16 protein-coding genes are annotated in these 18362 nt (G+C 61.0%); 4 read left to right on the top strand and 12 right to left on the bottom strand.

Annotated features, from left to right (window positions below):
• Positions 1-100: 100 nt before the first annotated feature.
• The 4 genes from BLV41_RS01660 to BLV41_RS01645 all read right to left on the bottom strand — a co-directional run bounded on the left by BLV41_RS01660 (position 101) and on the right by BLV41_RS01645 (position 5796).
• Positions 101-1684, bottom strand: a complete 1584-nt coding sequence (locus tag BLV41_RS01660) for a transporter (RefSeq protein ID WP_074709976.1) — start codon at positions 1682-1684, stop codon at positions 101-103.
• The gene (locus BLV41_RS01655; protein ID WP_074713031.1) at positions 1666-2457 is read right to left on the bottom strand and encodes an ABC transporter ATP-binding protein; all 792 of its coding nucleotides are present in this window, start codon (positions 2455-2457) and stop codon (positions 1666-1668) included. Before BLV41_RS01655 ends, BLV41_RS01660 begins: the two co-directional genes overlap by 19 nt.
• A 166-nt stretch (positions 2458-2623) precedes the next feature.
• Positions 2624-3562, bottom strand: a complete 939-nt coding sequence (locus BLV41_RS01650; protein ID WP_074709973.1) for a tetratricopeptide repeat protein — start codon at positions 3560-3562, stop codon at positions 2624-2626.
• Positions 3563-3660: 98 nt separating this feature from the next.
• Positions 3661-5796 carry a DUF8094 domain-containing protein gene (locus BLV41_RS01645; RefSeq protein ID WP_139244177.1) on the bottom strand — a complete coding sequence of 712 codons (2136 nt, stop codon included), beginning with the start codon at positions 5794-5796 and terminating at the stop codon, positions 3661-3663.
• Between the two features lie 200 nt (positions 5797-5996).
• Here BLV41_RS01645 and BLV41_RS01640 point away from each other — a divergent pair, with 200 nt between their 5' ends.
• On the top strand, positions 5997-7400 hold the full coding sequence (locus BLV41_RS01640) for an AI-2E family transporter (protein WP_425284250.1): 1404 nt from the start codon (positions 5997-5999) through the stop codon (positions 7398-7400).
• 12 nt (positions 7401-7412) lie between these two features.
• Here the strand turns inward: BLV41_RS01640 and BLV41_RS01635 are convergent, their stop codons facing one another.
• Together BLV41_RS01635 and BLV41_RS01630 are read right to left on the bottom strand one after the other, a co-directional pair.
• The gene (locus BLV41_RS01635) at positions 7413-8201 is read right to left on the bottom strand and encodes an alpha/beta hydrolase (RefSeq protein ID WP_074709967.1); all 789 of its coding nucleotides are present in this window, start codon (positions 8199-8201) and stop codon (positions 7413-7415) included.
• Positions 8202-8211: 10 nt separating this feature from the next.
• Positions 8212-8541, bottom strand: coding sequence for a hypothetical protein (locus BLV41_RS01630; protein ID WP_074709964.1), 330 nt, complete (start codon positions 8539-8541; stop codon positions 8212-8214).
• A gap of 245 nt (positions 8542-8786) precedes the next feature.
• On the opposite strand from BLV41_RS01630, the gene nucS reads away from it, so the two are divergent.
• The 3 genes from nucS to BLV41_RS01615 all read left to right on the top strand — a co-directional run bounded on the left by nucS (position 8787) and on the right by BLV41_RS01615 (position 11143).
• Positions 8787-9482: an endonuclease NucS gene (gene nucS / locus BLV41_RS01625; protein ID WP_044571598.1), complete on the top strand. Its 696-nt coding sequence runs from the start codon at positions 8787-8789 to the stop codon at positions 9480-9482.
• 35 nt (positions 9483-9517) lie between these two features.
• The gene (locus BLV41_RS01620; protein WP_074709961.1) at positions 9518-10762 is read left to right on the top strand and encodes an N-acetylglucosamine-6-phosphate deacetylase; all 1245 of its coding nucleotides are present in this window, start codon (positions 9518-9520) and stop codon (positions 10760-10762) included.
• 177 nt (positions 10763-10939) lie between these two features.
• The gene (locus BLV41_RS01615; protein ID WP_044571602.1) at positions 10940-11143 is read left to right on the top strand and encodes a cold-shock protein; all 204 of its coding nucleotides are present in this window, start codon (positions 10940-10942) and stop codon (positions 11141-11143) included.
• Between the two features lie 72 nt (positions 11144-11215).
• On the opposite strand, the gene BLV41_RS01610 is transcribed toward BLV41_RS01615, so the two are convergent.
• From BLV41_RS01610 to BLV41_RS01585, 6 genes are all read right to left on the bottom strand, one after another.
• The gene (locus tag BLV41_RS01610; RefSeq protein WP_074709958.1) at positions 11216-13693 is read right to left on the bottom strand and encodes a bifunctional lysylphosphatidylglycerol flippase/synthetase MprF; all 2478 of its coding nucleotides are present in this window, start codon (positions 13691-13693) and stop codon (positions 11216-11218) included.
• Entirely contained in the window at positions 13690-15027 is a 1338-nt protein-coding gene (locus BLV41_RS01605; RefSeq protein WP_074709955.1) for an alpha/beta hydrolase, read from the bottom strand. The genes BLV41_RS01610 and BLV41_RS01605 overlap by 4 nt, the downstream gene beginning before the upstream one ends.
• A 151-nt stretch (positions 15028-15178) precedes the next feature.
• The gene (locus BLV41_RS01600; protein ID WP_074709952.1) at positions 15179-15610 is read right to left on the bottom strand and encodes a DUF2550 domain-containing protein; all 432 of its coding nucleotides are present in this window, start codon (positions 15608-15610) and stop codon (positions 15179-15181) included.
• 10 nt (positions 15611-15620) lie between these two features.
• Positions 15621-15911, bottom strand: a complete 291-nt coding sequence (locus BLV41_RS01595) for a F0F1 ATP synthase subunit epsilon (protein WP_044571607.1) — start codon at positions 15909-15911, stop codon at positions 15621-15623.
• 2 nt (positions 15912-15913) lie between these two features.
• Positions 15914-17374, bottom strand: coding sequence for a F0F1 ATP synthase subunit beta (gene atpD / locus BLV41_RS01590; protein WP_044571608.1), 1461 nt, complete (start codon positions 17372-17374; stop codon positions 15914-15916).
• Between the two features lie 51 nt (positions 17375-17425).
• Positions 17426-18319: a F0F1 ATP synthase subunit gamma gene (locus BLV41_RS01585; RefSeq protein ID WP_074709949.1), complete on the bottom strand. Its 894-nt coding sequence runs from the start codon at positions 18317-18319 to the stop codon at positions 17426-17428.
• Positions 18320-18362: the final 43 nt, after the last annotated feature.

Genomic DNA, 18362 nt, shown 5'->3' with positions numbered 1-18362 from the left:
GGGCACACAGATGTCTGTGCAATGCTCATTAATGCTGATCGTTGCTGTCTCCTACTGTAGCGATTGTCAGCCGTCTTCGACTAACGGTGACCACTGGCGGTTACCGGTCGGCCGATACTGCAAGCAACAATTCCGGTGCCCGCTCGTTGTAGATTCGGGCACCCATGCGGACGCCAATCGTGAAGAACACGCCGCCAAGCACCACGCCCACCAGCAAGGCCAGCCAAGCGAACAGAATTTGTCCCGTCGTTACGGCTAGAATCGCCAGGATCAGTTCCGGCAGCACCAGCACGCCGAGCCCGGCGAATCCGGCCATCTGGATCAAGGCGCTGGAGAGTCCATTTCCCGGACGAGTCTTCATGGGGCTCTCCCCCGGCAACGGGGCGTTCATGGTGAACCGCGCTGAAAAAACGCTGGCCAATCCCAGTCCCGAGCCCACCACACCGAGTACCAGACCCACCGTGGCCACCAGCTGAGCCACGTCACCGATGACGATTCCACCGACCACGGAGTACACAAGTCCCAGCGGAAGCGCCAAAACCCCAGCAGCCATGGCACGCCCCAAACGATCGGCCCGGCCGTCAACTCCTGTGGCGATGTGCAGGGCAAACGCGGTGTTGTCATAGGAAATGTCCGCACTGATGGACCAGACAACCAGGAACGCAGCCAGCGCCCCGCCAAATCCCAGCGCCACCCCGAGGGTGTCACCGGTTCCGGCCTGAGAGCCGGCAAAGACAAAGATCAGCGGCATCAACGGGGCGATCAGCAGCCCTGCGCTGTACCTCGGGTCGCGGAACCAGTAGCTCAGGCAGCGGGCGGCAATGGCTCCCGCGGGCGTTGCCGGGAACCAGGTGAAGAAGCCAAGCTTCCCCCCACGACGGCGTCCACCACCGGTATAGGCCGGGGTCACCAAGGCACGCGAAAGGCACACCTTCCATACCCAGATCAAGACACCAAGGGTCCCGATGGCAATCAGAAACTTCAACCCGGCAGCACCAAAATGCCCCTGGGCCACTTCGGCAGGAACTGCCCAGATGGCCCCCAGCGGGGTCCACGAGACGGTGTCCGCCAGCGCCGGCAGGTACTCGCGAAGGTTGCTCACGCCGTCGGCCACGCTGGTGATGATGGGGCCAAGGAACATCAGCGGAAGCAACAAGACAATGCCGCTGAAGTCCTTGAAACGCCGGGTTGAGGCAAGGCTTGCGCTGGCGGCAGTGATGGCACGTGAGGCGGCAATGCATGTCAGCGCCCCCAACACGCCACACACCAGGGCCACCAGCCCGGCAAGTGGATGCTTCCACCAGGAGGCCGCCGTGCCTATCGAGGCGATCAAGGTGATGGCACCGGGTATGCCGATGAAACTCGAGACCAGCAAACCGGCCAGAAGTGACTTCATGGGGATGGCATAAGTGGTGAACCGTGCCGGGTCAAGGGTCATGTCCAGACCGGCAGCCACCACGGGGATGATCAACCAGCCCAAAATCAGTGCAGCTCCGGCAAGGACTACTGCGGTGCCAATGAAGTCTGCTTCACCTGTTCCCAACGCAGCAAGGGCCACGATCACGGTGACCAGCATGCCCAGACCGTAGAGCCCACCAATGATGAGCCCCACCAACTGCCAGGGACTGCGTTTAAGTGAATTCCGCAGCAGCGTCAGCTTCAGCCTTACGAGGTGCGCAACCATGCCAGCCCTGCACTCTCATTGCGGCCGCCAACCAGCTCAACAAACTTCTCTTCAAGGCTTTGGTTGCCACGGACTTCGGCGACCGTTCCTGCGGCCAAAACGTGACCACCGGCAATCACTGCCACATGATCACACATGCGCTGCACCAGATCCATGACGTGGCTGGAAACAATCACGGTTCCGCCAGAAGCCACATAGTCATCCAAAATGTCACGAATATTGGCGGCCGAAACCGGGTCAACGGACTCAAACGGTTCATCCAACACCAGGAGTTTAGGTGCGTGGATCAAGGCAGCAGCAAGAGCAATCTTCTTCGTCATGCCGGCGGAGTAATCCACCACCAAGGTCCCGGCATCACGGGTGAGGTCAAGGGCCGCCAGCAGGTCCTTGACCCGGGAGCTCACGGTGTCCTTGTCCATGCCGCGCAGCAATCCTGCATAGCTCACCAGCTGCTCTCCGCTTAGGCGGTCAAAAAGACGCACGCCATCGGGCAGCAACCCCATAAGCCGTTTCGCCTCCAGCGGCTCCTTCCACACATCCACACCGAGGACATGAACCTGCCCGGCATCCGGACGCAACAGGCCAGTGGCCATGGACAGCGAGGTAGTCTTGCCCGCCCCATTGGGACCGACCAGGCCATAGAAGGATCCTGCGGGGACGTCCAGATCAATGCTGTCGACGGCGGTCTTGGAAGCAAATCGCTTGGTCAATCCGCGGATTGACAGGGCAGGCGGCCGCCCGTCGCTGGGAGATTGTGCAAATGAAGTGTTCATGACCACACACTAACAATCGCTGTGCTGATGCGCCTGATCCTAAAGGATGAGATTGCCTTCCCCGCGAGGCTTGGCGCTTAAACGCAACAGCTTCGCCGCAGCAGTTCTGAGGAAAGTTGATTCTTCAGATCTGCTGCGGCGAAGCCGGTGTGAAAATACTGTTTGGTTAGAACAAGGCCCTTGCAAGTGCCTGTCGCGATGCTGAGACACGCGGGTCGCTGACACCCACTACGTCATACAGTTCCAGGAGGCGAACCCGGACGGTGTCGCGCTCGGGACCAAAATGAGTGCCGATGAACTTCACCAAACGGGCGAAGGCATCTTCAACGTGGCCACCTGTGACATCCAGGTCTGCCACGGCCAGGGCCGCCTCGAGATCGTCTCGATCTCCTGCCGCCCGGGTCCGGAATTCCTCGGCTTGGACCACGTTGATCTCGGCCGCGCGGCGCATGAGGTGCACCTGTGCCAGGCCAACCTTGGCTGCGGCGTCGTTGGGCATTTCGGCAAGCGCCTTCTCATAGCTTGCCTCGGCGCCTTCGAGATCACCGGCGTCGATGGCGTCACGAGCGGCTTGGTGCAGCGGTGGCAAAGGAGGTTCCGTTGCTGCCTCCGGATCCGGCGCTCCACCTAGATTCCCGGTTACACCGTTGCTGGCGGCCACCTTGAGCAGCTCGTCCAGGAACTCCCGGATCTGGGCTTCCGGAAGGTCCCCTTCAAACATGGGAACCGGCTGGCTGTTGATCAGGGCGACCACGGTGGGCACGGCGGTGATGCCAAAAGCCTGAGCGACCTGCGGGCTCGAGTCAACATCAACCCGGCCCAGCGCAATCTTTCCGCTGTAGTCGTTCATCAGCTTTTCCAGCACGGCGTTAATCTGGGCCGATTGCTGCGAGCGACCCGATCCCAGGGACACCACCACGGGAACCTTCTGCGACAGCTGGACGAATTCCTGGAAACTCGCCTCGTTCACGTCAACTGCGTAGGGCGAGCCTGCAGAGGGTGTGCTCGGGGACGTGGCCCTATTTTTCAGGGCTGAAAGGTCGACGGCGCCACGAAGGTTAATCCCGGGCGTCGCGTTGGGCGGCATGGGGGTGTTTTGACTCATGGTTTCACTCTAACTGTGCCGACCCGCGGCGATGCGCATTCTCGCCGCGGGTGAAACTTAACGAAGCTGGCTGGCCAAGGACCAAGGCGGCCCGAAGGCTACTTGAACGATCCGCCCACCAGGTCGCGGGTAGCGGACAAGATGGTGATCTGGTCCTCGCCACCGGCCGGGGGTACATACATGACAACCGGCTCGGCGTAGTTCAAGGTGAAGCCCTTGGTGGTTTCCGTGCCTCCAGTGAATACCGCTGCATCGGCACCAACAGTCAGGTTGGCGTTTTCCTTACTCGTGGCGTCAATTCCGAAGGTGTAGCCAACCACCACCATGGCGCCGCCGTCGGCCGTTCGCAACGAAACCATCTGCTCGGTATTGGCCTTGTGACTGAACACGTAGTTGGCGTCCTTGGCATCTGCAGCGACCTTCTTCTGCAGGTCAAAGACGCTCGTGATGTAGATGCTGTCCTTGAAGCTGGCCTTGAACGAGCTGTCCTCCTTGGTCAGCCGGTCGCTCAGCGCAGAGACGGCCGCATCGGGGCTCATTAGCAACCCTTTGGCATCGTCCTTGGCTACGGCAGCTGTGCCTTCCTTGTCCACCTTGGGAAGCGTCTGGCCCGGAAGCAACGGGGTTGCCTTGATCAGCTTGTAGTTCTCGCGGGCACTGGCCTGGACCAGCGTCAGCATTTGCGGCAGCTGGTTGTTTTCACCCTTGGTTACGAACATGGCCGTGCGCGGCCAGGTCTGCGTGGTGGTGACGATCTTGGCCAGCAAGACGGTGGCGTTGACCGGTTCAACGGCGGCCTGCGTGTCAACGGCCGAGCGGATCTTGTAGTTGGCGGTTCGGACCTCCAGGGCCGTGCCGCCAACACGTGATTCCAATTCCTTGGCGTTCTTGGCATTGTCGCCTGTGGCCACAACCGAGGCCACCGAGTCGGCAATGCGTTGAACCTGGCTGTCCAGGAGGTTTGGGAATCCCGTTGGAGTCTCAGCGGCGGCACTGGGCTGTGCCTCAGCACTGTTGCTCGGCGCGGGTGTGGTCGAATCAGCGGCCATGGCCGGGCTGACACCTCCGGCCAGGAGCACGGCGGCCAATGCTGCACCCCAACGGGTGGTGGCCTTCACAGCCTTGACTCGACGCTGTTCACCGGAAGCGCGGAACTCATTCTTCTCATCCTTCGCTTCCCCTGCCTTCTTGCGTGCGGCGGCGGACCAACGCGTCGGCTTGCCCGCCTTGGGGCTGCCGCCCTGACCGGAATCCGAACCGCTTCCGGAGTCCTTGTCAGAGTTCTTGTCGGCATCCTTCTTGGATCCGGAATCGTCCTTGGCCGGCTCCACTGCTGCTTCTTCGCCGAGCGGGGACTCGTCTTTCAAGGGTTCGCCACGGAGGGAAAGCGGCAAAGCGGACGTGGCGTCGTTAGCCGGCGCCTTGGCAGCTGCCGCAGCGCCGCCGTCATCCGCGGGGTTGTTCTTGGCCGCAGCGGCGGCACGCCTGATATCTGCGATGGTCTGGTGCGCAGGGGCTTCCGGTGCAGGTTCGGATCCCTCGCGGGCCGCCAGAATCTTCGCAACCTCAACGGCCCCCGTGGCCGGATCGGCCGGGCGGACGGCCGAACGGCGTCCTGCCACAGCCGCGGCGTCCTGGGTCTTGCGGGGTGCAACCAGGAACAGGAGGGCAGCCAGCGCGAGCAATGCTGAACCAATCACCATGAGCGGCACGGCCCATGGAGTGCCCTGTTGATTTTCAACCGTGATCGAAATATCGGTGGGGGCCGGAGCCTTTCCGTCAGATGAGAGCAGCAGTGCCCAATCACCGTGACCGGGTGCCTGCCACGTGTAGCTCAACTCGCCGGAGCCCTTTTCCTCGCTGACCCACATGTCAGATCCACTCGGGTTCGGCACGGATGCGGCACCGGTCTTGCTTTCACTGCTCAGGGCAGAGAAGTCCTCAGTGGCTGCACCAACCTCGGTGTACGCGGCATCGCCAATCCAGCCGGTGATGTCGCCTTCGCGGGCAACGGCTAGCTGGATGGGGCCATCGTTCTTAATGGTCATGGTGAACTTGCCATCGCGCGTATTAAGCAGTTCGGGACCAATGACTGTCAACGGCGCGGGGCTGGAGACTGCCGGGACACTGGCCGTCAGCGTGGCAGGCGGAAGCCAGATGGTGCGTTGGCCTATGCCAGTACCCAACACCAAGAGGCCTAACACGGCCAGGACGATTGCAATTTTTGAACGCAAGAACTTACCTAACATCGACGGAACACTGCTGTGATCGTTAATTCAAGGGTAACCGAACCGTTATCTTATGGTCATGTATCTTTGACTATTCTCACGTTTACCCGCTCGTGGCTCGCTGGCCGGAGAGGTCCTCGCTGGTACTCTCGAGGCACATATGAGAGTCGCAATACCTGCGCCCGCACCGATCCAAAGGCAATCCCGTGAGCTCGTCCCCTGAATCAAGTGCAGCCGGCCCGGAGGACACCCCGGCCGTTCCCACCGTGAACAACCCCCAAACTGCTGAGGCCAAGGCCACCTCCGACGGCGGAACACCGTCCCCTGCCGCTGCGGCTGACAGCGCATCTGTTGCAGTCGATGCCGACGCCAGGACCGTAGCTGCCCCGGTTGCCGCGGATATTGCGGCATCGCGTCAGAGCGCCCGCGCGGTTCCTCGCGGATGGCGCGCCTGGATTATGAAAGCTGTGAGCCAGCCCATTCCCGGCGCCCAGCCACGAGTCCGCTTTGACCTCCCTATGGAGCCCGGCGTGCAGGGTGGGGCCACTACCCCGGAAGTTGCACAGACCTCCAGCATGGTCCGGCACCCCATCTATTTCGGATTCATGGGCACAGTAGGCGTTGGCATCGCCTTGTTCCTGAACTACATGTTGGCTAATACCGAGTCCCTCCTGTTGTGGATTGTGACGGCTCTCTTCATTGCCCTGGGACTGGATCCGGTGGTCCGCTGGCTGGAAAAGCGGAAGGTTCCGCGCGGTCTTGGCATTGTCATCGTGTTGGTGGCGCTGCTGGGCGCCGTGGCTATCTTCTTCGCCACACTCATCCCCACAATCATTGAGCAAACCACGCAGTTGGTGAACAAGGCCCCGGTGTGGATCAGCGATTTTTTGAATTCGGACTTCTTCAAGCAACTCGATGTCCAGTATCACGTCCTCGATACCATCAATGAGCAGGTCGCCAAGTTCTTCCAGGACGCCCAAGCCGTGGGCGGCATCTTTGGCGGTGTCGTGGGCGTTGGAACCACCATCGCCAACGGGCTTTTTGGCACGTTGATTGTCTTGGTGTTGAGCCTGTATTTCCTGGCTTCACTTCCATCGATCAAGAAGTGGGGATACCGTCTCGCGCCGCGTTCACGGCGGGCCCGGGTTGAAGAACTGAGCGAGGAAATTACCCGCGGCGTGGGCAACTACGTCATTGGCCAGGTCTGCGTTGCTGTTCTGAACGCCGCCTACGCCTTTATTGTCATGACAATTCTGAACGTCCCGTTCACGGTCCTGCTGGCCTTCATGGTGGCCCTGATGGCATTCATCCCGCTGGTGGGTGGCACGATCGCGGCCGTGGTTGTCATTGCCGTGAGTTTGACCGTTGGATGGCAGACTGCACTCATCTACGCCATCTGCTACCTCGCCTACCTGCAGTTTGAGGCGTATTTTGTATCGCCCCGCATCATGCAAAAAGCTGTTGCTGTGCCCGGTGCCGTTGCCGTCATCTCCGTTATTGCCGGTGGCAGCCTGCTCGGCGTGCTTGGCGCCTTGATTGCCATCCCGACAGCAGCGGCCGTCATGTTGTTGGTTAAGGAAGTCTTCGTTGCACGTCAGGACAAGATGTAGCCGCTGCCTGCGCTAAAAGGCGGGAAGCGCGGCAACAGGCCCGTCCCACTCAACTGGCAGGGACACTTTTGTTCCCAAAACGGTAGAGGCAATTTCATTGAGGGCTCGGGCAGCATATTTTTCGCCCACCCAGAGGTGCTTGGCTCCGTCCACCGGCACCATCTTGGCCTGTGGGACCAGGGCAAACCGCTGTGCTGCCTCCAGCGGGCGCAGGTAGTCGTCAAATTCGGGGACTAAGACCGTCAGGGGTTTGCCAGCTTGTGCCCAGCTGCGCAGATCGGTGTCCTGGGCCCGGTGCAGCGGCGGCGACAGCAGCACGGCACCCTCAACCGCATCCGCTACCGGCTGCACTGCCCCATACTTCAGCACGAGCTCCGTGCCAAAGGACCAGCCCACGAGCCAGCGGTTGGGCAATCCTCGATCCACGGCAAAAGCAACGGCAGCCTCAAGGTCCAGCCGTTCGCCAACGCCTTCCTCGAAGATGCCTTCGCTCGTGCCGCGCGGCGAGGACGTGCCCCGTGTGTTGAAGCGCAGCACGGCAATGCCGGCCAGGGCGGGCAGCCGGTAGGAAGCCTTCTTATAGACGTGTGAATCCATGAACCCGCCATGCGTGGGCAATGGGTGGAGCGTGATCAGCGTGGCGTTTACGACGCCGTCGGCCGGCAATGCCAGCTCCCCCACCAGCGTCAGGCCATCGGCGGTATGCAGCTCAATGTTTTCCCGCACGGCCGGCAGGATACTCGAAGCCCGGACGGGGCCAGATGCTGGGCTAAAAATGAGGGAGGCGGGGTCAAATACCATGCCATCCAGACTACCTGTAGCGGTAGCTGCGTCCGCGCCAGCAGTTGCTGTGCCAGTGGCGACGGTCGCGCAGACCAGCCTCGTCGCCAAAGAGGGCATCTTCCTGCCACACGACCAGGTGGGGCGTGCCGGGGGTGATCTGGCGATGACATCCTGGGCAGGTATACGCCTTTTGCGCATTGCCGGAGCTGATGGTTCTTACTGCCCAGACGCCGTCCGGCGCAGATTCGGTGGCGGGAATACCCAGGCGCGACCGGTTGAGGTCCGCCTCGCCGTCGTCAGAGTGTTCGCCGGGCCGTCGTGGCGATGTTCGGCGGCGGGGCTGATTGGAGCGGGGCATCTCACCATTGTGCCGCACCGGCGCGCGCCGCGCGAAGCCAGCGCCCGAGGGCCCCAAGACGAAGACGCGCCAGCGGCTTAGTCTTGGGAGGGCGTCATGGGCCCCGCACCCGAGGGCCCCAAGACGAAGACGCGCCAGCGGCTTAGTCTTGGGAGGGCGTCATGGGGCCCCGCGCCCGAGGGCCCCAAGACGAAGACGCGCCAGCGGCTTAGTCTTGGGAGGGCGTGGGGACTAGAGTGGAGGGCGTGCGTTTAGTGATTGCCAAGTGCTCCGTCGATTACGTCGGACGCCTCAAAGCCCATCTTCCCCTCGCCGTTCGGCTGCTGTTGGTTAAGGCCGACGGTTCAGTTTTGGTGCACTCTGACGGCGGTTCCTACAAGCCGTTGAACTGGATGAGCCCGCCGGCCACCATGCGGACTGTTTCCCCGGACGACGCCGAACTTGAGAACGGCGTGATCGACCAGTGGATTGTGCAGTCGAGCAAGACCGACGACAGGCTCATCATCAACATTTATGAGCACGTCAGCGATTCCAGCCATGACTTGGGTGTGGATCCGGGCCTGATCAAGGACGGCGTCGAGGCTGATCTGCAGCGTCTGCTGGCCGAGCAGATTGGTCTGTTGGGCGATGGATTCACCTTGATCCGGCGCGAATACTTCACGGCCATTGGCCCCGTTGACATTCTGGCCCGCGACGCCAAGGGCGCCACCGTGGCCATTGAGCTCAAGCGCCGCGGCGACATCGACGGTGTGGAGCAGCTCACCCGCTACTTGGAACTGCTTAACCGCGATCCACTGCTAGCCCCGGTCCGCGGCATCTTTGCGGCCCAGCAGATCAAGCCGCAGGCCAAAACCTTGGCCACTGATCGCGGGATCGAGTGCAAAACTCTTGACTACGACGCCATGCGCGGCGTAGATGACAGCGCTTCCCGCCTGTTCTAACGTCCTTGGGCGTCTGGTTTGACTAGACTTGAGGCATGACTGATCCCACTGCTGCGCCCACGTCCGAAAAATTCCTCATCCAAGGCGACGTTGTCACCGACAACGGCATTGTTGAGGACGGGTTGCTGGCCATAGAGGGCGATCGGATCGTTTATGCCGGGCGTGCCGATCACTTTGACGAGCCGGGCTTCGGCGACCATGACCTACGCGCCGCCAACATCATCTCGCTTCCGGCCGGTCACCGGATTTTGCCCGGCTTGATCGATGTTCACAACCACGGTGGCAATGGCGGCGACTTCCCCAGCGGCGATGAGGCCTCTGCCCGGGTGGCTGTTGATTTCCTGCACCGGGCTGGCACCACCACTCTTCTGGCCAGCATGGTGACCGCCTCCCCCGAGGACCTCCTGAAGGGCATCGGCGTCTACGCCAAAATGACCGATGAGGGTCTTCTGGCTGGCATTCACCTCGAGGGTCCGTTCCTTTCCCACACCCGCTGCGGAGCCCAAAACCCGGCGTTCCTGCTTGAGCCGGACCTCGAACTCACGGCTGCACTCATCGAGGCCGGCCGCGGAAGCATCACCACCATGACGTACGCCCCGGAATTGCCGGGAGCCGATGAACTCGTGGACCTGCTCACGAGCCATGGCATCACCCCGTCGCTGGGCCACACCGATTCTGACACTGTCACGGCGGCAGAGTCCCTGGAGCAGGCTCGTGAAGGCATGGACTCCGCCGGGTTCGACGGCGTCTCCGGCCGCCCCACCGTCACTCACCTTTTCAACGGCATGCCGCCCATGCACCACCGGTCCCCCGGGCCCGTCGCGGCGTGCCTGCGTGCTGCCAGCGCCGGGAACGCCGCCGTCGAACTTGTTGCCGACAACACCCACCTGGACCCCGAGACAGTCAAGACCGTCTTTGCCCTGGTGGGCGCCGCAAATATCCTGCTGGTGACCGATTCCATGGCGGCGGCGGGCCTGGCCGATGGCCAGTACATGCTGGGTCCTTCCCCTGTCACGGTGGCCAATGGTGTTGCCACCCTGGACGCCACCGGATCCATCGCCGGCGGGACGGCGACTCTGCTGGACGTTGTTCGGCGCACCACGGCCGCGGGCGTTGACTTTGTCGATGCGCTCACCTCGGCCACAACAGTCCCCGCGGCCGTCCTCGGGCTCACGGACGAGGTTGGCTCCCTGCGCCGCGGACTGCGAGCCGATATTTTGATTGTCGACTCCGAGCTGGCCCTGCAGCGGGTCATGCGTGCCGGTCACTGGCTGAACTAGTTAACAATTGAGACTCTTTGCCCCGCTTCGTTGACCTTGCAAGTGACTCGTGCCATGCTGACATTGCGCCAGCTTCCGGCATCATGGCCACGGCAGGGCAATACACCTGGCAGTACAGGGCAGTACAGGGCAGTACAGGAAAATCCAGTGTTGCCGTTCATCACAAGGAGAAAATACATGGCACAGGGAACCGTCAAGTGGTTCAACGCTGAAAAGGGCTTCGGCTTCATCACCCCGGATAACTCCGAGGCAGATGTCTTTGTTCACTACTCGGAGATCCAGAGCGGTGGATTTAAGACCTTGGATGAAAACGCTCGCGTGGAGTTCGAAGTTGGCCAGGGTGCCAAGGGTCCCCAGGCAACTGGCGTCACAACGCTCTAGGCCACGTCTCTTTCACAACAGCCCCCGGCCGCACGGCCGGGGGCTGTTGTGCGCCCCCGCTGAGTTCTACCGTCACCTTGTGGTCCGCAGGAGTTTGGCCACGGAACGCACCGAGATATTGGGCATATAGGCCTGCGCCACGGCGCCAGCCATCGCCGGTAGCGACAATGGATCCCGGTACATGAGGTACCACGACGCGTGGCGGGGTTTGAAACGCTGTTTGAAGTTTGCCAAGGAGGCAAAGCCGTACACCGGCTCCAGTGTTCGGGCCAGCAGCCCCAAGACCTTGCCAAGGCTGTTGTCTTGTTCCTCAGTGTTGGCCAAAGGGGAACCCGAGAGTGAAATGTACTCCACAGATTCCTTGAAGTGCTGTACTGCCGCAGCGATCAGGAACTCCATCACGCCGTTGTAGGCGCCGGAATTGCGGCGCATGAAGTCCAACGTCCAGCTCACCACCTGTCCCTCGGCATGGACAGGCAGCCAGCTCGTGACCGCATGAATGCGTCCAGACTCATCAATGGCCAGGCACAACTGCACGCTGTCATCCTTGAGTTCCTCCAATCCGCCCAAGGTGAACCCCAGTTCAGGCAGGGATTGCCCAGAGACCCAATCCTCGGAGATCTCGTGAACCTGAGTGCGTTGGCTTGGGGTCAACGAGCCATAAGTGCACCATTGGGAGCTCACACCAAGTTTCCCGGCCTTGTTGACGGCCGTCCGAATGTTCTGCCAGTCCTTGCCCTTGAAGTCCATGGTCCGCACGTCCAGGAGGGTTTCCGAAGCAACGGGAATTCGGTTGAATCCACGTTGAGCCAGTATCTGAACCGTTTCTTCTGCTACCGAATAGAAACAAGGGGTCAGTGACTCATGCGAGCAATAGTCCAGGAACTCGGCCACGGCGTGCTCTGCCTGCCCTGCATCCCCCACGGGGCCACCGACCGTGACGGCCACGCCATTGTGGACCTGGAAGGCGATGCACACCGTTCCGGCCGTGTTGAACCAGTATTGATTGCCCGGCCACAAGGTCATCCACGACAGGGATCCACCGCCTTGGTGCACCAGCGACTGCGCCTTCGCATGTTGTCCCACGCCGCTGCGGCGAGCCCGGCTCAGGAACACGCTCAAAATACTGATCCCGCTGACTAGCCACAGCAGCGCCCCGCCAAAGCTAAACAGCACTTCTGAAAAGAACCCATGCGGATAGACACTTTCCGCGAAGGAAAAAGGAAAAGGATAGGGCAGGACGATCCGCGGGATGCCGGCCAGCAGGCCCAGGATCCCCAGCCGTCCGTGCAGATTCCCTTCGGCAAACCACACAGCCGTGTAGAGGCCAACAAAGGCCAGAACGAACAACGGCAAGAAGACGGCTTGGCGCCGGCGCGAGATTGGATCCGGATCAACACGGAAGTGGCGCCTGCCGGCGATCAGCAGCCCGGCAATGACGACCGGGACAAGAACCACCGGCAAAAGATTCCACACCGATTCATTCACGCTGAGGGTTCTGTGGCCGTGGCGCACGGGCATGCCGAGCCCGGCAAAAACCTGAAAGTAAAAGGCGGAGATGATCCCGATCAACAGATGCGCATATACGGCCACCCACAGAGCCAACTTATTTCCCCGTCGCAGCCCTTCGGCACACGCCAGCAACAGCACCATGGGCATCAGTGCCACGGCGTGCCCACCGAAACCCAGCAAGCCCAGGTTGTCCGCCGCGTTGCGGCAGGCGCTGTCAATACATCCGCCGGGCCACTGCTGCGTGTTTGGTTCCTGACTCGTGATCCAGGTCCGCAGCACCGCGAGCGGACCCTCGGGAATATGAGCCAGCGCTGCGACGAGGGGGCCAATCGCGAAGACAGCAACAATCAAGGCCAAATTGGTTCGGACTTCCCGGGAGGTGGACCGGCTGATGACGCCCTCACCGACGGCAGGCAGAAAGAGTCTCCCCAGAGCCAGCCCCGCCACCACTGCCAACAGGATAAAAACGTGCTGCGCGTGGCCAACATAAACGCTGAGCATAAGCGAGATGGCCAGCATCAGAACCCGCAGGCGCCGCCGCCACAGCAGGCTGATGGTTTGGCTGGCGGCCATCAACGTCCCGGCCGAGGCCGCAAAAGGTCCAAGCAGCGTGGCGTGATCCAGCCCGGCTGGCATGTGCAGCCCGGTCCAATTCGTCACCGCCATGAGCACGCCATAGAGGACGACGCCGGCCACCTGGGTTCCGATAAAAAGTGCCGCGGCTCGGGTGGTTCCTACGGTGGATTCGGCGAGCCCGAGCACCAGGGCCAGCACGGCGACGGCCAGCAGCATCGAAGCAGTATTGGAGCTCAGGAGAAGCGTAGAAAAAACGTTCCACCATGAAACCCCCAGCAGATCGGTGGCCTGGAATCCCCAGAATCCCGCCGCGTGCCCGCCCAGCCTGTCAAGGAATGCTCCCGAGACCACATGGACAACTACCGTGGCGGCCATGAGGGCCAGGGTCAAGGGCATGCGGCGGCATAAGCGCAAGAGGCGCCGGACCATGTTCTGCACGCCCGTCGCTTGGGGCTCCGTCATGGCAGCCCCAGACCACTGAAAATGAATGCCAACCCATGAGGCAGTGCGGCACTAACCACTGTCCAGGAATGGCCTCCCGGATAGCTCGCGGCTTCCACCGTCATGCCCGCCTGGCGGCTGGCTGTTTGAAGTATCTTCACATTGGCAGAATACTGTGCATCCTGCTCGCCAGCAGCAAAAAACCCGCGCACGTGGGGATACCTTTTTTCTGACAGGAGCGTCAAGGGAAGCTGCGCGTCGAATGCGGCAGCATCGCCGTGGAAGGCTCGCTCTATCGTCACATTGCGGTTGACGGCCAGCGCTGGCTCACGTTCAGGAGAAACAGCCATGAATGAGGTGAACACTTCAGGGTGGCGTGTCACCATTTGCACTGCGCAGGTGCCCCCGTAGGAGAAGCCTCCCACGGCCCAGTGCGCGTGATTGGCATCGGCATCAAGATTCGCCTTGATCCATGCCGGAACATCGATGGCCATATAGGTATCGGCCTGAGCAAGATCGGAGTTCAGGCACATGGTGTTGGCGGCATCGCTGCCATTGGGATCCGGAATCACCACCAATGGTGCCACTCCCCCATGCGTGCCGGCGTATTCATTAAGTGAATCCACTAAATCTGAGGACCGTAGCCATGAATCCGGAGAACCCGGCTGGCCGCTCACCAACACCAGGACCGGAAGCACTGGCCTATCTGGCGCAGAATAGGCCGGTGGCAGGTAGACAAGCGCATTCCGCCCCTGAAACCCCGAGGCAGTTCCTGGAATGTTCACGGAGACAACGCTGCCAGTGGCTGGAAGTGCACCCTTGGACGTCCATCGTTGCGCAACAGGGCTGGTCATAAACTGCGAACCTGGCGCAAACTGCATTTGAGGGGGCGCGGCCTGGGCAATCTGGGCTGGCGGGTCAATCAATGTCCCTACCGTTGGGTACTGGCCAAAAGAGGCATTGACCTGAATGCCAATGAACATCAAGACAACGAGTGTCGCGGCAGCAGCGAACGTCCGGCGCAGCGAGCCCGCCCGGGTGAGAACTCGGTTGCGTTGCCGGCCACGCAAGCCAGCCAGCGCCGTCGCACCTCCCAAGGTGATGACCCACAGCAAGAGCGCTACATAGGAAACCACTGTGGCAGGAAGGTCTTCGGCCCACCAATAAAAGACATGGATCACCGCCCAGCAGCCCAGCACGCCCAGCAAAGTGGCGGCGGCAGCGGTGCTGACGGCAAAAATCCACCATCGCGGTGAACGGCGGATGAGAAGAAAGAGGATGGCCACGGCAGCCATCACGGCTGAGACGATGGGGATCGGCCCGTCAATCAGGCTCAGTTCATTGATCCAGGGCACAGGTTCGCAACATTCTCTCAAGGTGCTCCACAGAGGCGTAGATCAGCACGGTGTGGGGAAGCAAAGAGAGACTAGCGCCCGTGGCTGGGACTGAGCTGCACAACAGCTGAGTGCAAGCCGGGCGGCCCAAGACACAGTGGACGCAGAGGGGCTAGCGCCAGGTGCCCACGCCAGTGTGTGGTCCGGCTTCAAGCCACGACGACAAGCCCGCATAGGCGCCAAACTTCATGGCCAGCAGGACCTCTTTGCCCTCATAGGACAAGACCACTATGACCGCCCCTGGCGGAACCCGCGTCAATTCCAGCTCGCTGGGTTCGCGGCGGCCAATCATGGTGATCTTGCTGCGCGCCATGGTTTTGGCGGGCAGGGGGCTTAACGAAAAAAGCCGCAGCCACTCTAGGCCCGACTCCCGGTAACGACAAACCCCCATTGCCCAGCGATTGCCCGCTGTGCAAATGGAGGCGTCAACTGTGCCCAGGGCGCGCCGCAACATCATGCGGCGCACCCCGAACAGGCACAGTGTAATAACAACCAGCAGGAAAACTCCGGCCAGTGCGATGAACGCGATAACGGCTCCGTCCATCAATTGATTGCTAGCGAATCCCTGAGCCAGACGTTGCGCCGTCTTTCAACTGCGCATTGTCGGCAACGATTACCACACGGTTCTCGTCAACTGAGAAGAAGCCACCGTCTACTTCAACGAAGAAACGTGCTCCGTCAGCAGGTGCGATCTCCAGCAAGCCCGGCGCCAAAACAGCAAGCAACGGGGAGTGACCGGGCAAAATGCCGATCTCGCCCTCGCTGGTGAACCCCTTCACAAGGGTCGCCGCACCGGACCACACAGCGTGGTCAGCCGCTACGATTTCAACTTCGAGATTAGCCATGATTACTTCTTCGTCGATTCCTGGATTGCAGCCCACTGACGCTCAACATCATCCATGCCACCGATGTTGAAGAACGCCTGCTCAGCAATGTGGTCAACGTCGCCGTCGCAGATCGCGGTGAAGCCTTCAATGGTGTCCGCAATGGAAACCGTGGAGCCTTCGACACCGGTGAACTGCTTTGCAGTGTAGGTGTTCTGAGAGAGGAACTGCTGGATACGGCGAGCACGCGATACAACGATCTTGTCCTCTTCACCGAGCTCATCGATACCGAGGATCGCGATGATGTCCTGAAGTTCCTTGTTCTTCTGCAGGATCTGCTTGACGCGGACAGCCGTGTCATAGTGAGCCTGGCCAACGTACTGCGGGTCAAGGATTCGTGACGTGGACGTCAGCGGATCGATGGCCGGGTACAGGCCACGTGAAGCGATTTCACGGGAAAGTTCCGTGGTCGCATCCAAGTGGGCGAAGGTCGCGGCCGGGGCCGGGTCCGTGTAGTCATCAGCAGGCACGTAAACGGCCTGCATGGACGTGATGGAGTGACCCTTGGTCGAGGTGATGCGCTCCTGCAGGAGACCCATCTCGTCGGCCAGGTTGGGCTGGTAACCCACGGCTGAAGGCATACGGCCCAACAGCGTGGAAACCTCGGAACCGGCCTGCGTGAAACGGAAGATGTTGTCAATGAAGAGCAACACGTCCTGGTTCTGCACGTCACGGAAGTACTCAGCCATGGTCAGAGCTGACAGGGCAACGCGCAGACGCGTTCCCGGCGGCTCATCCATCTGGCCGAAGACTAGCGCGGTGTCCTTAAGAACACCTGCTTCTTCCATTTCAACCCAAAGGTCGTTACCCTCTCGGGTTCGCTCACCAACACCGGCGAATACCGAGGTACCACCGAAGTTACGAGCAACACGGGTGATCATTTCCTGGATCAAAACGGTCTTACCGACACCGGCACCACCGAACAGACCAATCTTTCCACCCTTGATGTAGGGGGTCAGAAGGTCGATGGACTTGATACCGGTCTCGAGCATCTCCGTGGAGCCCTCGAGGCTGGCAAATGCCGGAGGCTTGCGGTGGATGGGCCAGCGCTCGGAGATGTTGAGCTCCGATTCCTTCACGTCAAGGGGTTCGCCCAAGACGTTGAAGATGTGACCCTTGACGCCGTCGCCAACGGGCACGGTGATCGGTGCGCCCAGGTCCTGCACGGAGGTACCGCGGACGAGTCCGTCGGTAGCCTGCAAGGAGATGGCGCGGATGAGGCCGTCTCCGAGGTGCTGGCTGGTTTCGAAGGTGATGGTCTTCGTTTCACCGTTGAGATTAATCTCGGTGGTGAGTGCGTTGTAAATGGCGGGAATGCCGTCGGCTGGGAATTCGACGTCGACAACCGGGCCGATGACGCGCGCAATGCGGCCTGTGGCACCGGCCTTCGCAGCGGTTCCCTGCTCGTTAAGTTGGGCAGTCATCTCTCTCACTTCACTTGTGTAGATGGCATTGAATAAGTATGAATTGGGCTGCTAAGACGCGTTGAGCGCATCTGCGCCCGCAACAATCTCGGAGAGCTCCTGCGTAATCTCGGCCTGACGGGCGTTGTTACGAAGACGCGTGTACTTCTTGATCAGATCGCTGGCGTTGTCGCCTGCAGTCTTCATGGCCCGCTGACGTGCCGCGAGCTCGGAAGCTGCAGCCTGCAAGAGTGCTGAGAAGATACGTGACTCGATGTACCGCGGCAACAAGGCGTCCAAGACGTCTTCGGCCTGCGGTTCGAACTCGTACAGCGGCAACAAGTCGGCCGAGGACTCAACTTCTTCCTCAACAACTTCCAGCGGCAGCAGACGAATGACGGTCGGCTCCTGAACAACCATTGACTTGAACTGGGTGTAAACGACGTGGATTTCATCCACGCCACCCTCTTCGAAGTCGGTTGCGAAGTCCTGCAGCAGGACCTCGCGCAGTTCACGTGCTGTTTCAAATTGCGGGGCGTCGGTTCCGCCGGTCCACACCTTGGCGTAATCGCGGCCACGGAAGTCGAAGTACGCCTGAGCCTTGCGGCCGACCAAATAGGTCGAGACGTCCTTGCCTTCTTCATGCAGCAATTCGATAAGGTGCTCTGCCTGCTTCAAAACGCTGGCGGAGTAGGAACCGGCAAGACCACGGTCTGAGGTCATGACCAATACCGCAGCCCTGCGGATCTGCGCGGGCTCGGTGGTCAACGGGTGGTCAACCTCGGACTGGGACGCAACGGCAGAAACGGCACGGGTAATCGCATTGGCGTACGGCAACGAAGCCGTGACACGTACACGTGCCTTACCAATGCGGGACGCGGCGATAAGTTCCATCGCCTTGAAGATCTTTTGCATCGACGTGGTCGATGAGATCTTCTGGCGGTAAACCCGTATCTGGGCTCCCATGTTTGTCCTTTCCTTGTCCTTTACTTAGCTTGCCGGCCCCTGA

Source organism: Arthrobacter alpinus (assembly GCF_900105965.1).
GTDB lineage: Bacteria > Actinomycetota > Actinomycetes > Actinomycetales > Micrococcaceae > Specibacter > Specibacter alpinus.
The sequence above is the reverse complement of the archived record's forward strand: the minus strand, read 5'-3'. Positions and strand labels throughout refer to the sequence as shown.

Coding starts and splice junctions, on each gene's coding strand:
- BLV41_RS01660 (WP_074709976.1), bottom strand. CDS start 1,684: ATGGTTGCGCACCTCGTAAGGCTGAAGCTGACGCTGCTGCGGAATTCA.
- BLV41_RS01585 (WP_074709949.1), bottom strand. CDS start 18,319: ATGGGAGCCCAGATACGGGTTTACCGCCAGAAGATCTCATCGACCACG.
- BLV41_RS01635 (WP_074709967.1), bottom strand. CDS start 8,201: ATGGTATTTGACCCCGCCTCCCTCATTTTTAGCCCAGCATCTGGCCCC.
- BLV41_RS01630 (WP_074709964.1), bottom strand. CDS start 8,541: ATGCCCCGCTCCAATCAGCCCCGCCGCCGAACATCGCCACGACGGCCC.
- BLV41_RS01655 (WP_074713031.1), bottom strand. CDS start 2,457: ATGAACACTTCATTTGCACAATCTCCCAGCGACGGGCGGCCGCCTGCC.
- BLV41_RS01620 (WP_074709961.1), top strand. CDS start 9,518: ATGACTGATCCCACTGCTGCGCCCACGTCCGAAAAATTCCTCATCCAA.
- BLV41_RS01650 (WP_074709973.1), bottom strand. CDS start 3,562: ATGAGTCAAAACACCCCCATGCCGCCCAACGCGACGCCCGGGATTAAC.
- BLV41_RS01610 (WP_074709958.1), bottom strand. CDS start 13,693: ATGACGGAGCCCCAAGCGACGGGCGTGCAGAACATGGTCCGGCGCCTC.
- BLV41_RS01600 (WP_074709952.1), bottom strand. CDS start 15,610: ATGGACGGAGCCGTTATCGCGTTCATCGCACTGGCCGGAGTTTTCCTG.
- BLV41_RS01595 (WP_044571607.1), bottom strand. CDS start 15,911: ATGGCTAATCTCGAAGTTGAAATCGTAGCGGCTGACCACGCTGTGTGG.
- BLV41_RS01615 (WP_044571602.1), top strand. CDS start 10,940: ATGGCACAGGGAACCGTCAAGTGGTTCAACGCTGAAAAGGGCTTCGGC.
- atpD (WP_044571608.1), bottom strand. CDS start 17,374: ATGACTGCCCAACTTAACGAGCAGGGAACCGCTGCGAAGGCCGGTGCC.